The following is a 13,195-nucleotide window of genomic DNA, read 5'->3' as shown; positions in this document are numbered from 1 at the left end:
GCCAACGCAAGCCACGAGGGCCTCTGCAGCCTAGCCACGCGTCAGCCAGCGATTCTTGAACTCGTCGATCGCGGCAGACTGGTATTCGCCCCGACGACGCCCCTGTCGGAGTTGGTCCATCGTGTGGCCCTTTGTCCCTCGTGTCGGAGCCTGGCTTGCGACACTGGCTTCGTTATGTCTGTTGGCCGCCTGCGGCGGCGGCAATGACACCCTTGAATTGAACAGCAGCGACCCCGCACGCGCGGCGGCCGTATATGGCGTGGCGGCCGTGGGCTCGCCCGTGGCCGGCGCCAAGGTCGAGGTGCGCTGCGTCTCGGGCCCTGTGCTGACTGCCACCACCGATGCCCAGGGCGCCTTCCGTGTCGCTGTCAGCGGCCAACGCGCACCCTGCGTGCTGCGAGTGCAGGGCGGCGCGGTGGACGGCCAGCCGCAGGCCGACACCCTGCACTCCGCCCTCGCCAGCTTCGGGCGGGTCAATGTCACCCCACTGACAGACCTCCTGCTCGCCCGTGTGATCGAAGGCGATCCGGTGGCGTTCTTCGAGTCCTTCGCTGCCGGGCCAGCAGCCCAGCGCCTCAGCCCCTCGGCCTTGACCACCGCTCAGGCTCCCTTGCTGACCTACCTGCAGGCCCTGGGCATGGACACCACGGCCCTGACCGACTTCCCTTTCGTCACGGGTGCGTTCACGGCCACCGCCAGCGATCCGCACGACGCGGCACTGAAGCAGTTGCATGAACGGCTGGCGGCCAATGCCGTGAGCCTGGCACAAGCCCGTGCCGACGTGGCCGTGCTGGCGATGCCGGGCCCCTGCGCCGACGCCACCGGCTTCTGCTGGCCCGTGACCGACTACAAGCTGCTCACCGAGAACCGCACCAACGACAAGGGAGAGCCCGAGGTGAAGTTTCACGAACACGACGTGGACGTGCACATCGACGCTCAAGGCCAATGGGTCAAAACAGTGGTCCTCAAAGCAGACAAGGTGGGCAAGGTCTTCAATTTCGATCTCACCCGCCCCCTGTCCTTCATCGACCGCTACCGCCCTGGCAACGGGCCGGACTGCAGCCCAACCTTGCCTGCGGGCGAAGCCTGCTACCAGGCCGTGCATGCGGCCGTGCTGATGGTCTGCGGTGCTGCGCACGGCGACGATTTCGTGATGCTGCCTGCGACCACCGTGCAGAAGGACAGCCTCGACGAAGTGAAGAAGGGCGATCCCTCAGCCCTGTACGGTCTGCAGTTCGAGCGTGTCGTGGCCTGCACCCCGACCTCGTCGAGACTGATCGTCGATGCCACCGGCCAGGCCTGGGACGAGGCCGGTACGCCCTTGGGTGCCGTGAGCAACCTCATTGGCAAGACCGCCGACAAACTGCTGGAGCGCAAGTTCTGGCGCGTGAGCCACGCTGGGCAAACACGCTACATCGGTATCGAGTCCGGCCGCGTCGGCGGTCAGCCTCATTTCGCCGTGCTGGTGTCGCAATGAGAACCTGCCCCGACTTGCGCACGCCGATCGCCGCTGCTTTCCTCGCCACGCTGGGATCGGTTCAGGCTCAGAGCCTCGAAGAGATCGTCGTCATTGGCACCCGCGCGGAAACCCAAGCCCGCATCGCCGCTCCCAACCCGGTGGTGGTGGTGGGCCGCGATGAGATCGACAAGACCAACGATCTCACGCTGGGCGACTTCCTGCGTCGTCTGCCTGGCATGAGCTTTTCTGGCCCGGCCGGCAACATCAAGGACATCCGCCTGCGCGGCATGGACAAGGGCTACACGCAGATCCTGGTGGACGGCGAGCCCTGGCTGAGCAGCACCAAGGAACGCCAGGTGCAGGTCGACCAGTTGCCCATGAGCATGGTCGACCGCATCGAGATCCATCGCAGCCCCCTGCCCGACCTGCCGTCCGACGGCATCGCCGGCACCATCAACGTGGTCCTGCGCCGCGTGGAAGGCTCCGAGGTCAACATCAAGGTCGGCGCGGGCCACACCTTCGGCCGCCAGGACCAGGAGCCTCAGGGCACCGTGCAGATCAATGCCGCACGCAGCTGGGAGAACGGCCTGGCCGTGGTGCTGCCACTCAACCTCAATCGCCGCCACGAACTCAAGACCAAGCCCAAGATCGTCGAGACCTTTGACGCAACCACGGGCACTCGCACCGGTCTGAGCGAGGAATACGAGATCGAGAACAACCGCGTGCACGAATTCACGCTCGGCCCTCGGCTGGTCTATCGGCCCGATGAAAGCGACACCTTCACGCTCTCGGCCTTCTACAACCTCAATGACGGCGCCAAGCACAAGACCGTCGACAAATACAGCTTCAGCGACCCGGCTGCGGGGACGGGCTTCGTGCGCGACAGCAGCGCCAATGAGGAAGAGGACAAGGACCTCACCACGAAGCGGCTTTCCGGCCAGTGGCAGCGGCGCGTGAGCGACTCGCTCAGCACCCAGCTGGGATGGGTGTGGCAGGCGGCCGAGGAAGACAAGGTCAAGTTCAAGGACAACTTCGACGGCGGCGGCACACGCACCGGCACCGAGACCGAGGACGCCCGAGTGCGCGCCCGCAGCCGCAAGCTGCACATGAGCACCCGCTACGCCGGCTGGGAAGACCACACCCTCGCCCTGGGCCTAGAGTGGCAGCGCGATGCCCGAGTGGACGACAAGCTGAAGAACGGGGCGTCCCAGGTCAGTGATTCCTGGGACATCGACGAAACCCGCCAAGTGCTCTTTCTCCGCGACGACTGGGCCTTTGCGCCGGGCCATGTGGTGGCCGGAGGGTTCCGCGCCGAGCGCCGCGAGGCCGCCTCGGTCGACCAGGACGGCGTGCGCCGCGACGGCCAAAGCTTTGCACTGAACCCCAGCGTGGCCTGGCGCTGGAGCTTTCGGCCCCACTGGCGGCTGCGTTTAGGTGCAGCACAGACCCTGAAGCCGCCCAAGTTCGATCAGCTCAGCTCGGTGATCACTTCGGGCGATGGCTCGCTCAGCAGCCCCTACGTGGTGGGCAACCCCGACCTGAAGCCCGAACGCTCGCGCGGCCTGGACCTCGGCCTCGAAACCGACTTCCAGGGCGGCAACGGCTTTGCCGCCCTCAACGTGGGTGAACGTCGCATCCGCAACATGATCGCCAAGGAAACGCGGCTGGAAGACGACGGATTCTTCTACAACCGTTACTACAACGTGGACGGCACGAGCATCGTGCGCACCATCGAGCTCGATGGCCGTTTCGACTTGCGCGCTCTGGGCCTGAGGCATGTGGCGCTGATGGTCAACTACACGCGCTTCTTCTCACACAAGGCCGGCAGCTCCGAACCGCTGTCCGACCAACCGCATTACGTGGTCAACACCGGCATGGACTGGCGCGTGCCTGCGTGGAGGACGCTGTTTGGCTGGCGCTACAACTACCAGGGCAAGATCTTCAAGAAGAACACCGACACCGAGTCGCCGCTGCACCTGCTCGATGTCTTTGCCTACTGGGACATCGACCGCACATGGTCGCTGCGCGTCTCGGGCACCAACCTGCTGGATGCCCGCAAGACCAAGCTCAAACAAACTTACAACGGCGCCGGCCAGCTCACAGCACGTACCCGCGAGCAGGAGGCCGGCGGCCGCAGCCTGCTCGTGACCCTCGAGGCCCGCCTCTGACCCCCACGAAAGGACCTGCCATGAAGACACGTTTCGGATCGTTCCGCGGCTGGCACATCTGGCTGAGCATCGCCCTGTCCCTGCCCATCCTCATCGTGGGCCTCACGGCAGTGTTCATTGCCCACGACAAGGCCCTGAACCTCAAGTCGTTGCACATCCCGGCGGCCTGGTCGCCGATGTCGCAACCGGCTATGCTGCATCGCAACGACACCGAGGTGCGTTCGCTGTGGGGCGAAGCCGGCGGCACCCTATGGCTGGGCAGCAAGACAGGCCTGTACCGTGTGGGCAACGATGGCGTGCCCACGCAGATCGTCGGCCCCTATGACGTGCGCGCCCTGCAAGGCGCGGGTGCGGCCGTGCTGGTGGCCGCCAAGAACGGCCTGTGGCGCGTCGAGCCCGGCGAGATCTCGGCGCAGCTTCTCCATGAAGGCGACTACTGGTCGTTGGCGGCCACAGCGCAAGGCTTGCTGGCCGTGCCCAAAGAAGCCGATGCCCAGATCAGCCTCGACGAAGGCCGCAGCTGGCTCACATGGCAGCCCGCCGTCAAGGCCACCGAACAACTCGCTGCGACGATGGCGATGCAGGCCGAGAACGGGCAGCGCACGATCACCCTGTCCAAGCTGGTGATGGACCTGCACACCGGCAAGGCCTTCTTCGGCAAACAGTATGAATGGATCTGGATCGACATCGTCGGTCTGGCCATGGTGCTGCTCACCGTCACGGGCCTGGTGATGTGGTGGCGCAGCCAGCGCCGCAAGGTGACGCAACTGGAGGCCAGCCAGCGCCCTGCGGAACAGCCCCAGGTTGGCTGAGTCATTTCCGATGTGGATCGCCTACGGCCTGCTGGGCGTCTCAGCCGCCGCCCTGCTGTGGGCAGCTTTCATTTTCGGACATGGCCTGGTGTTGGCCTTGCAAGGCCGTCGGCTCGATCGACAACGCCACTCCACCACACCACAGCCTTGGCGCGTGGTGGCGCGCAAGGACCACGGGGCCTGCATCCAATTGTGGCTGCATGCCTGTCGAGGCCGCTGGCGTTGGTGGCGCGGCAACATTCGTGGCGGCCAATACCTCACGCTGCAAGTCGCTTTGCCCAGTGGCCCGCAAAGCCGCCGCTATTCGCTGGCAGCCCTGCCGCACTGGAGCTGGCGCCACCTGGCTTGGCTGCATGAGCTGGCCATCAAGCGCGAGCCTCTCGGGCAAGTCTCGACATGGCTGCATGACCATGCCCATTCCGGTACCGTCATGTGGGTTCTGCCGCCGGCCGGGCATTTCACCTGGCCGAAGACATTGCAGGGTGAACAAGTGCTCGTGGCCGGTGGCATCGGCATCACTCCGATGCGGGCCTTGACGCAGGAATGGCTAAGCCGCGGCTGCCCCGTGCCATTGACGCTGGTCTGGTCGGTGAGGAACATGAGCGAATGGATGGACTATCGTTCCCAGCTCGAAGCCTGGGCCGCTCGGCACGAGCGTCTGCGCTTCATTCCCATCTTCACAGGTCACGACGAAGCCTGGCGCGGCCTCAAGGGACGTCTGACCGGTACACGGCTGCTGGCGTTGAGCCAAAGCGGCCGCCCCGCCGGCGTATGGATGTGCGCCTCTTCGACCATGATGGACAGCTTGCGCACTCAGTTGCGGCAGGCCGGGGTGTCTGATGCAGACATCCACTTCGAAGCTTTCACCGCGCCACCCAACTCAGACACAGCCACCTACCTGCTGCATTGGGCCGATCGCCCCGTCCCCTTGCGCTTCGACGGTCAACCCAGCCTGCTGGCCGCCTTGCTGGAACAGGGTATCGCCATAGACCACGACTGCCGCAATGGCAGCTGCGCTCGATGCCTGGTGCGCGTGCTCGAAGGTTCGGTACGGCAGGTGCTCAGCCCCGAAGCACGGCAGCCCGAAGGCTGGGTGCTGTCGTGCTGCGTCGTGCCCTGCACGGCCCTGCGCCTGGCTGGTGCGGCCCGCGGTCCTTGAAAAAGGGATCTGGACCGGGATTGCCCCCCACACCTTGGCTTCACCAAGAACCACCCGGCGGCACAATGCCAGCCGTGAAACTGTCGCTCAAACTGAAAGTGGCCTTGATCGCCACCACCGCCGTGGTGGCCTTGGCCGCGCTCGTGGGTTGGCAGCAGGATCGCCGGCTGGCCGAGGACTTCCGTGCGGTGTTGGCCGAGCAGCAAGACGCCCTGGCCGAATCGATGGCCGACCACTTGGGCGACAAATTGCACACCTATCTGACGGTGCTGGAATCAGCCGCCGCGCAGCTGGACGAAGCGGTGCTGACCGATGCAGAGGCGCGTCAGCGGTTTGTCTCGCGGCCTTCGCCGCTGAAATCCTTGTTCGACGGGCTGGCCATCGTCGATTTGCAGGGCGACTTGATCACCAACGAGCCGCCCCTGCCGCCCGGCCACCGGATCAACGTGGCCGACCGGGAGTATTTCCGCCGCGCGCTGGCCGAGCAGCGCAGCTTGGTGTCCGAACCGGTGCAAGCCCGCACCGGGGCCGGCCCGGCGGTGCTGCTGGTGGTGCCAGTGAAAGACCGCCAGCAGCGTCTGCAAGCCTTGCTGGTGGGCGGCTTGCGTCTGCTGCGCTCCAACCTGCTGGGCCTGATGGCCCAAGCGCCGGTGGGACGCACCGGGCATTTCGAGATCGTCACCCGCGGCGCGCCGCCGGTGTACGTCATCCACCCCGATCCGGCGCGCATCCTGCAGCCGGCCGACGCCTCGGCCTCGAGGTCAGACGGCGCCGTGATCACCCGCAAGCTCATTGCGCTGGCCGACTGGGAGCTGCGCGTGGTGCTGCCCGGCTGGGAAGTGGCCGCGCCGGTGCGCGAAGCACAGCGCACCCTGTTGAAAGAACTGGGACTGTACGCGCTGGGGGCCGCTGCCCTGAGCTGGCTGCTGCTGCGCTGGCTGCTGCAGCCCCTGACCACCTTGCACCGGGCCATCCACAAACTGCGGCGCGACCCGCAGGCCCAAGTCCGTCTGGACACCCGCAGCCGCGACGAACGCGGCGACCTGGCGCGCGATTTCAAAGCCTTGCTCGACGAGCTGCGCATGCGCCAGCAGGAACTGCACGTGCTGATGCAAGCCGCCCCGCTGGGCTTGTTCCGCGCCAACACGCAAGGCGACATCGTCTACGCCAATGAGGCCTATCTGCGCATCCATCGGCTGCAGGCGCAAGACATGGCCCGCGGCTGGCTGAGCCTGTTGCCCGAATCGCAGCGCGAAGCGGCCTGGACGGCTTGGCAGCGCATCGTCCAGGCGGCCCAGGCATGGCACATGGTGCGCACCCTGCAAGGGCCCGATGGCCGGCCGCTGATGTTGTCCGTGCATTGCGCGCCGCTGTTCGAGGATGGCCAGCCTGCGGGCATGGTGGGCACGGTGGAAGACATCACCGAGCAGGTGCAGGCCCAAGACGCCTTGCGCACGCTGACCTCGATTTTCGATCACACCGCCGACTACGTGCTGCAAACCAATCCGCAAGGGCAGATCACTTATCTGAACCCCGCCGCCCGCCGCAAGCTGGGCTTGCGCCTGGACCAGCCCTTGGACGGCCTGCACTATGCCCAGTTCAACACCCAGCAGACCAACGAGCTGATCGCCCGAGAGGTCTTGCCCGCCGTGCGTCGGGACGGACTCTGGCTGGGCGAGACCAGCTTTTACGACGCCGCGGGCGCCGAGGTGCGCGTCAGTCACTTGGTGCTGGCCCACCGCGATCCGCAAGGCCGCATCACGCACTTCTCTGGCGTGCTGCGCGACATCACCGCCGAGGCGGCCGCCCGGCAGGAAGTGCAGCGCCAAGCCGCCACGCTGCGCTCGGTGGCCGAGCATCTGCCGGTGATCGTCGGCGTGGTCGGCGGCGACGGCCGCTACCGCTACGTCAACCGGGCTTACGAACGTTGGCTGGGCCGACCGGCCGAGCACATCGTCGGACGCCCCCTGGCCGAAGTGCTGGGCCCACAGGAATACGCCCGCAGTCAACCCTGGGTGGAGCGCGTGCTGGCCGGCGAGACCGTCAGCTTCGAAAAAGACTTTCCCGAGCGCCGCACTCACCGGCATCTGTCCATCCATTTCATCCCGCTGCGGCTGGACGACGGCCGCATCGACGGCTTCGTCGGCATGGCGCAAGACATCAGCGAGCAGCGGCAGGAGACTTTGCGCCTGCTGAACCTGGCGCACACCGATCCCTTGACCGGCGTGCTCAACCGTGCGGGCTTCGAAGCCGCCCTGGCGCGCCATGCCGCCCAGGGCACGCGCCTGGCGGTGCTGTACCTGGACTTGGACCGCTTCAAGCCGGTCAACGACGAGCACGGCCATCCGGTGGGCGACGAACTGCTGCGGCTGTTTGCCGCGCGGCTGGCGCGCCTGGTGCGCCCCAGCGACACGGTGGCCCGTCTGGGCGGCGACGAGTTCGCGGTGCTCTTGCCCGGCATCGACCGCATCGAACAGGCCCAAGCCGTGGCCGACAAGGTCTTGGAAGCCGCCCACCAGCCCTTCACCGTGGGCCAGCTGCGGCTGCACATTGGCGCCAGCGTGGGCATCGCTTGGGGGGTGCCGGGGCCCGACGGCGGCCGCGCGCTGGTCGCGCAGGCCGATGCGCAGCTCTACCGCGCCAAGCAAGAAGGGCGGGGCCGCTACGCGGCCGCCGCCGCAGCCGCCTGAGCGGAGCGTTCAGTCTGCGCGCCGCCAGCCGCCGCCCAGGGCCTTGTACAGATCGACCGCGGCCACCAGCCGGGCCAGCCGGGTTTGCGCCACGGTGTCCTGGGCCGCAAACAAGGTGCGTTGGGCGTCCAGCAAAGTGGCCAAGTCATCCACCCCTTCGCGATAGCGGCGTTCGGCCAGCTGCAGCGCCCGCTGTGCCTCGTCCACCAGGGTGCGCTGGATGCGCTCTTGTTGCGCCAGCCGGGCCGCCTGCGTCAAGGCCAGCTCCACCTCTTGCAAGGCCGTCAGCACGGCGGCCTGGTACGCCTGCACGAGCTGGCGGCGTGTGGATTCGGCCAGTTCGAGCTGCACTTGGCGCCGTCCGCCGTCGAACAGCGTCTGCGCCAACGATGCCGCCAGCGAGGCCGAGGCCACCGGCTGGCTGAACGACACCAACGCCGCCGACGCCCAGCCGGCCGAGCCCGACAGCTCGAACGAGGGCAGCAACGCCGCCCGGGCGGCGGCCACGTCGGCATCGGCCGCCGCCAAACGAGCCTCGGCAGCCGCCAGGTCGGGCCGGCGCGTGAGCAACTCCGAGGGCAAGCCGGCAGCCACTTCGGGCACTTGCAAGGCCTCGAAATCGGCCGCCGGCACGGCAAAGTCCTGCGGGGCACGCGCCAGCAACAAGGCCAAGGCATCTTCGGTTTGGCGCAGCTGCTCTTGCAGCGGCAGCACCGCGGCGCGCTGGCTCAGCACCGTGCTGCGCTGGCGGCTGAGGTCCAGCGCCGAGGCCGCGCCGTTGCGGTAGCGCACCTCGACGATGCCCAGCAGCCGCTCGGCCACGGCCAGGTTGTCCCTGGCGATGTCCAGGCGCAGCCGCAAGGCCAGCACCTGGAACCAGGCTTGGGCCACGCGGGCGGCCAGGCTCAAGCGGGCGCCGTCGAGGTCGAAGCGGCTGGCCTGCCAGCTGGCTTGGGCGCTGCGGCGGCCGGCGGCCAGACGGCCCCAGAGATCCACTTCATAGCTCACCGACAAGCTGGCGCTGCTGGACTCGCTGCGGCTGGACGGCGCATCCCCGCCGTCACTGCGCGTGGCCGAGCTGCGCAGGCCCGCCGTGACCGTGGGCCAGCGCGCAGCGCCTGCACTGCGCAGCTGCAACTCGGCCTGCACCACCCGTTCGGCGGCTTGGGCCACGTCCAGATTGGCTTGCAGGGCCTGATCGATCAAGGCTGGCAGCGCCGGTGCGCCAAACGTCCCCCACCACTGCACCGCATCGGCCCGCAGGTCTGCGGCCGACGGGGCGCTCGCGCGCCAAGCCTGCGGCAGCGCCAGGTCGGGGCGGGCCGCCGGCGGTGCGACGGCGCACGCGGTCAGGCTCAGCGCCAGGCTCAGCACGAGGGGCCGGACGGCCCAGGTCGAACGGGTGGGAAACGGTCGATCACGCATGTCATTGGGCCGCCAAGGCCACCACGGGATCCAGACGCGCGGCCTTGCGCGCCGGCAGGAAACCAAAGACCAGCCCGGTGGCAAACGCGCATCCAAAGGCCAGCAGCACCGGCAGCGCGGTCACCTGCACCGGCACCTCGAAGGCCGCCAGCACGGCCGCCACGGTCAAGCCCAGGCCGACGCCCACCGCCCCGCCCAAGGCCGTGACCACCAGGGCTTCGATGAGGAACTGCTGCATGATGTTGCGCTCGCGCGCGCCGGTGGCCATGCGGATGCCAATCTCCCGCGTGCGCTCGGTCACCGACACCAGCATGATGTTCATCACCCCGATGCCGCCCACCAGCAGCGAGATCGCCGCAATCGAGCCCAAGAGGATGGTCATGGTGTTGGCCGTTTGTTCGGCCGTCTCGATCACCGAGGCCATGTTGCGAACCTGGTAGTCCACCAGGCCGTGGCGCTCCAACAGCAGCATCTCCACGTCTTGCTGGGTCTGATCGATGCGGCTGACGTCCTGCACCGCCACGGTCACGTTGCGCAAATGGCGCTGGCCCGACACACGCAGGCTGCTGGTCTCGAAAGGAATGAAGATCACATCGTCTTGATCCGAGCCCATCGGCGAGGCCCCGCGCTCGGCCATCACGCCGATGACTTGGAACACCAGGTTGTTGACCAGCACATACTGGCCCAGCGGATCCTCTCCGTCGGGGAAAAGCGCCCGCGCCACGGTTTGGCCCAGCACGGCCACGGCCGCGTAGTTGCGGGCATCCTCCGCCGAGAAAAAGATGCCGCGCGCCACCGGCCACTGGCGCGCCAGCGGAAACAAGTGCGAGGTGCCGTTGGCATAGGTCTGCAAGTCCTGATGCCCATAGCGCACGGTCACCGACGTGTTTTGCTCCGGGATGGCCGCCAGCACATTGGGCACTTCGGCATTGATGGCCTGCACGTCCTCGTTCACCAGTGTGGTGATGCTCCCACTGCCGCGCTGGTTGGGCGCGCCGGGGCGCACCAGCAGCAGGTTCGAGCCCATGGCGCTGACGCGCTCGAGCACCTGCTGCTTGGCACCATCCCCGATGGCCATCATCGCGATCACCGAAGCCACACCGATGACGATGCCCAGCAACGTCAGCACCGAGCGCAAGACATTGCTGCGCAGCGAGCGCCAGGCCATCTTGGCCGCCTCGACGACCTCCGCCGCCCAGGGGCTGTCCCCTCCGGGGGGCGACGGCGGCTGGATGTCATCATCGCCTCCCGGCAACAGGGCCTCGGGCCGGCGCGGGCGCGTGCGGTCGGCCACGATGCGGCCATCCTTGATCTCGATGATGCGCTGGGCATGCTCGGCCACCTCGCGCTCGTGCGTGATCAGGATCACGGTGTGCCCCCGCAGCCACAACTGGGTGAGCAGCCGCATGACTTCCTCGCCGGTGCGGCTGTCCAGCGCGCCGGTCGGCTCGTCGGCCAACAACACGCGCCCGCCGTTCATCAGCGCACGTGCGATCGACACGCGCTGCTGCTGCCCGCCGGAGAGCTGGTGGGGCCGATGGTGCACCCGCTCGGCCAAGCCCAAATCGCTCAACAGCGCGCGCGCCCGGGCATGACGGCGCGCCGGCGGCAAGCCCGCATAAATGGCCGGCACCTCGACATTCTCCAAGGCCGTGGCGCCGGCAATGAGGTGGTAGCTCTGAAACACGAAGCCGAAGGCCTCGCGGCGCAGGCGGGCCAGCTCGTCGCGATCGAGCGTGCCGACCTCGCGGCCCTCGAAGCGATAGCTGCCGGCGCTGGGGCGGTCCAGACAACCGAGGATGTTCATCAGCGTGGACTTGCCCGAGCCCGAGGCGCCCATGATCGCGACGAACTCGCCCTCATGGATCTCCAGATCGATGCCATGCAAGACCTGCACGGCTGCCTCGCCCGCGTTGTAGATGCGCGTGACCCCCGACAGCGCGATCAATGGCACGGCCCCGGCCGCACCCGCCGCGGACCCCAACGCGCCCTCGGACTCTCGCTTCATCGCCGTGGCCCTCCCAGACCCCATGGGCCGGGGGGCGGCCCACCGGCACGCTCCCGATCGCTGCCGCGCGTGCGCGCCTGGCGCTCGCCGACGATCACCTCCTCGCCCACGCGCAGCCCAGACAGCACCTGCACTTGCACCCGGTTGCTCACCCCCAGCTCGACGCGGCGCTCTTCGATGCGCCCCTGCGCATCGATCACCCGCACCAGCCCCCAGCGCGGCGCGCCCTCCTCCGCGGCCATGGCCCGATGACGCTCGCGCAACGCCTGGCGCTGCTCGGGGCTGAGCCGCTCCAGCGCCTGGCGACGTTCTTCCGGCGTCATGGCCGCCAGGGCCGCGCGGCTGGGCAGCCCATCGGCGGCAGCGGTCATTGCCACGGCCCTGGACGTGCCTGCGGCGGCCGGCGCCGCCTCGCCCGCGCCGGCACGCGATGGGCTCGTCACGGCGGCTGCCGGCACCCACAGCGCGTCACGGGCAGCCGCCGCGACGAAAAAGACCTGCGCGGTCATCTGCGTCATCAGCGTCTGATTGGGGTTGGGCACGTCGAACAGCGCGTTGTAGAGCACCACGTTGTTCGTCACGGTCGGCGTGGGTTCGATCTTGCGCAGCTGGCCATGCCAGCGCCGCCCTTGCCCGCCCAGGATGGTGAAGTAGGCCGGCATGCCGATGCGCAACTTGCCCACATCGGCCTCGGACACCTGGGTCTGCACCGTCATCGTCGACAAATCGGCAATGCGCATCAGAATGGGCGCCGACTGGTTCGTGTTGAGCGTCTGGCCGCGGCGCGCGGAGATCGACACCACCGTGCCGTCCATCGGTGCATAAATCTTCGAGAACCGCAGATTGGCCTCGTCGGCGCGCAACGTGGATTCGGTTTGATCGATCTGGGCTTTCAAGGCCTCGATCTGCGCGCGCGCGGCCGCCAGGCTGGTTTCGGCCTGCTGCAAGGCGTCTTGGGTGGTGGCGTCGGCGGCCATCAGGTTTTTCTGGCGCTCATACTGGAGTTGCGCCAGCCGCAGCTGGGCCTCGCGCTCGACCATGGTCGCGCGTTGATTGCGCAGCAACGCACGGCGGGCATCCACATTGGCTGCATAGACGGTGGCATCGATCTCGGCCAACAAATCCCCCTTGGCCACGATGCTGCCCACCTCGACATGGAGATGCTGCAACTGGCCCGACACCTGTGCGCCCACATCCACATAGTCGCGCGGCTGCAGCGTGCCGGTGGCCGTCACCAAGTCCTCGATATCGCCTTGCTGCACCTTGGCGATTTGGTACAGCTCGCGCGGGTCCGGCGCGCGGCCCAAGCGCTGCCAGCCCCACGCGGCCAGCGCCAGCGCAGCCACCAGCATCGCCGCAGCGATGGCCCAGCGGCGGGCACGGCGGCCCCGGGCCGCCAACGCAGTCATGGCAACGGGCATGATCGAAAACAAAGCAAAAGGTTGGTCCAAGGGCCCCGGCCGTTCCCGGCGGC

The 13,195-nt window shown here is 67.8% G+C and carries 8 protein-coding genes; 5 read left to right on the top strand and 3 right to left on the bottom strand.

Going from position 1 to position 13,195, the window contains the following annotated elements; genetic code table 11:
* Positions 1–217: 217 nt before the first annotated feature.
* The 5 genes from CTA01S_RS16720 (at position 218) to CTA01S_RS08125 (ending at position 8,288) form a co-directional block, all read left to right on the top strand.
* Positions 218–1,477 carry a hypothetical protein gene (locus CTA01S_RS16720; protein WP_198150820.1) on the top strand — a complete coding sequence of 420 codons (1,260 nt, stop codon included), beginning with the start codon at positions 218–220 and terminating at the stop codon, positions 1,475–1,477.
* Positions 1,474–3,627, top strand: a complete 2,154-nt coding sequence (locus CTA01S_RS08140) for a TonB-dependent receptor plug domain-containing protein (RefSeq protein ID WP_062194323.1) — start codon at positions 1,474–1,476, stop codon at positions 3,625–3,627. The genes CTA01S_RS16720 and CTA01S_RS08140 overlap by 4 nt, the downstream gene beginning before the upstream one ends.
* A gap of 20 nt (positions 3,628–3,647) precedes the next feature.
* Positions 3,648–4,439 (top strand): PepSY domain-containing protein, encoded by a 792-nt coding sequence (locus CTA01S_RS08135; RefSeq protein WP_062194320.1) that lies wholly within the window; start codon positions 3,648–3,650, stop codon positions 4,437–4,439.
* Between the two features lie 10 nt (positions 4,440–4,449).
* Positions 4,450–5,598 (top strand): 2Fe-2S iron-sulfur cluster-binding protein, encoded by a 1,149-nt coding sequence (locus CTA01S_RS08130; RefSeq protein ID WP_062194317.1) that lies wholly within the window; start codon positions 4,450–4,452, stop codon positions 5,596–5,598.
* A 74-nt stretch (positions 5,599–5,672) separates the two neighbouring features.
* Entirely contained in the window at positions 5,673–8,288 is a 2,616-nt protein-coding gene (locus tag CTA01S_RS08125; RefSeq protein WP_062194314.1) for a PAS domain-containing protein, read from the top strand.
* A 9-nt stretch (positions 8,289–8,297) separates the two neighbouring features.
* Here CTA01S_RS08125 and CTA01S_RS08120 read toward each other — a convergent pair whose 3' ends face one another.
* From CTA01S_RS08120 to CTA01S_RS08110, 3 genes are read right to left on the bottom strand one after another with little or no spacing between them, the layout of a single operon-like run.
* Positions 8,298–9,713, bottom strand: a complete 1,416-nt coding sequence (locus CTA01S_RS08120; RefSeq protein ID WP_062194312.1) for an efflux transporter outer membrane subunit — start codon at positions 9,711–9,713, stop codon at positions 8,298–8,300.
* A 1-nt stretch (position 9,714) separates the two neighbouring features.
* Positions 9,715–11,721, bottom strand: coding sequence for a MacB family efflux pump subunit (locus CTA01S_RS08115; protein ID WP_062194309.1), 2,007 nt, complete (start codon positions 11,719–11,721; stop codon positions 9,715–9,717).
* Positions 11,718–13,130 (bottom strand): efflux RND transporter periplasmic adaptor subunit, encoded by a 1,413-nt coding sequence (locus tag CTA01S_RS08110; protein ID WP_033371628.1) that lies wholly within the window; start codon positions 13,128–13,130, stop codon positions 11,718–11,720. The genes CTA01S_RS08115 and CTA01S_RS08110 overlap by 4 nt, the downstream gene beginning before the upstream one ends.
* Between the last annotated feature and the right edge of the window lie 65 nt (positions 13,131–13,195).

Source organism: Caldimonas taiwanensis NBRC 104434, from assembly GCF_001592165.1.
Taxonomy (GTDB): Bacteria; Pseudomonadota; Gammaproteobacteria; order Burkholderiales; family Burkholderiaceae_C; genus Caldimonas; species Caldimonas manganoxidans.
The sequence above is the reverse complement of the archived record's forward strand: the minus strand, read 5'-3'. Positions and strand labels throughout refer to the sequence as shown.

What these genes read in the sequence shown, in the direction of transcription:
- CTA01S_RS08115 (WP_062194309.1), bottom strand. Translation starts at nt 11,721, where the DNA reads ATGAAGCGAGAGTCCGAGGGCGCGTTGGGGTCCGCGGCGGGTGCGGCC.
- CTA01S_RS08130 (WP_062194317.1), top strand. Translation starts at nt 4,450, where the DNA reads ATGTGGATCGCCTACGGCCTGCTGGGCGTCTCAGCCGCCGCCCTGCTG.
- CTA01S_RS08135 (WP_062194320.1), top strand. Translation starts at nt 3,648, where the DNA reads ATGAAGACACGTTTCGGATCGTTCCGCGGCTGGCACATCTGGCTGAGC.
- CTA01S_RS08140 (WP_062194323.1), top strand. Translation starts at nt 1,474, where the DNA reads ATGAGAACCTGCCCCGACTTGCGCACGCCGATCGCCGCTGCTTTCCTC.
- CTA01S_RS08120 (WP_062194312.1), bottom strand. Translation starts at nt 9,713, where the DNA reads ATGCGTGATCGACCGTTTCCCACCCGTTCGACCTGGGCCGTCCGGCCC.
- CTA01S_RS08110 (WP_033371628.1), bottom strand. Translation starts at nt 13,130, where the DNA reads ATGACTGCGTTGGCGGCCCGGGGCCGCCGTGCCCGCCGCTGGGCCATC.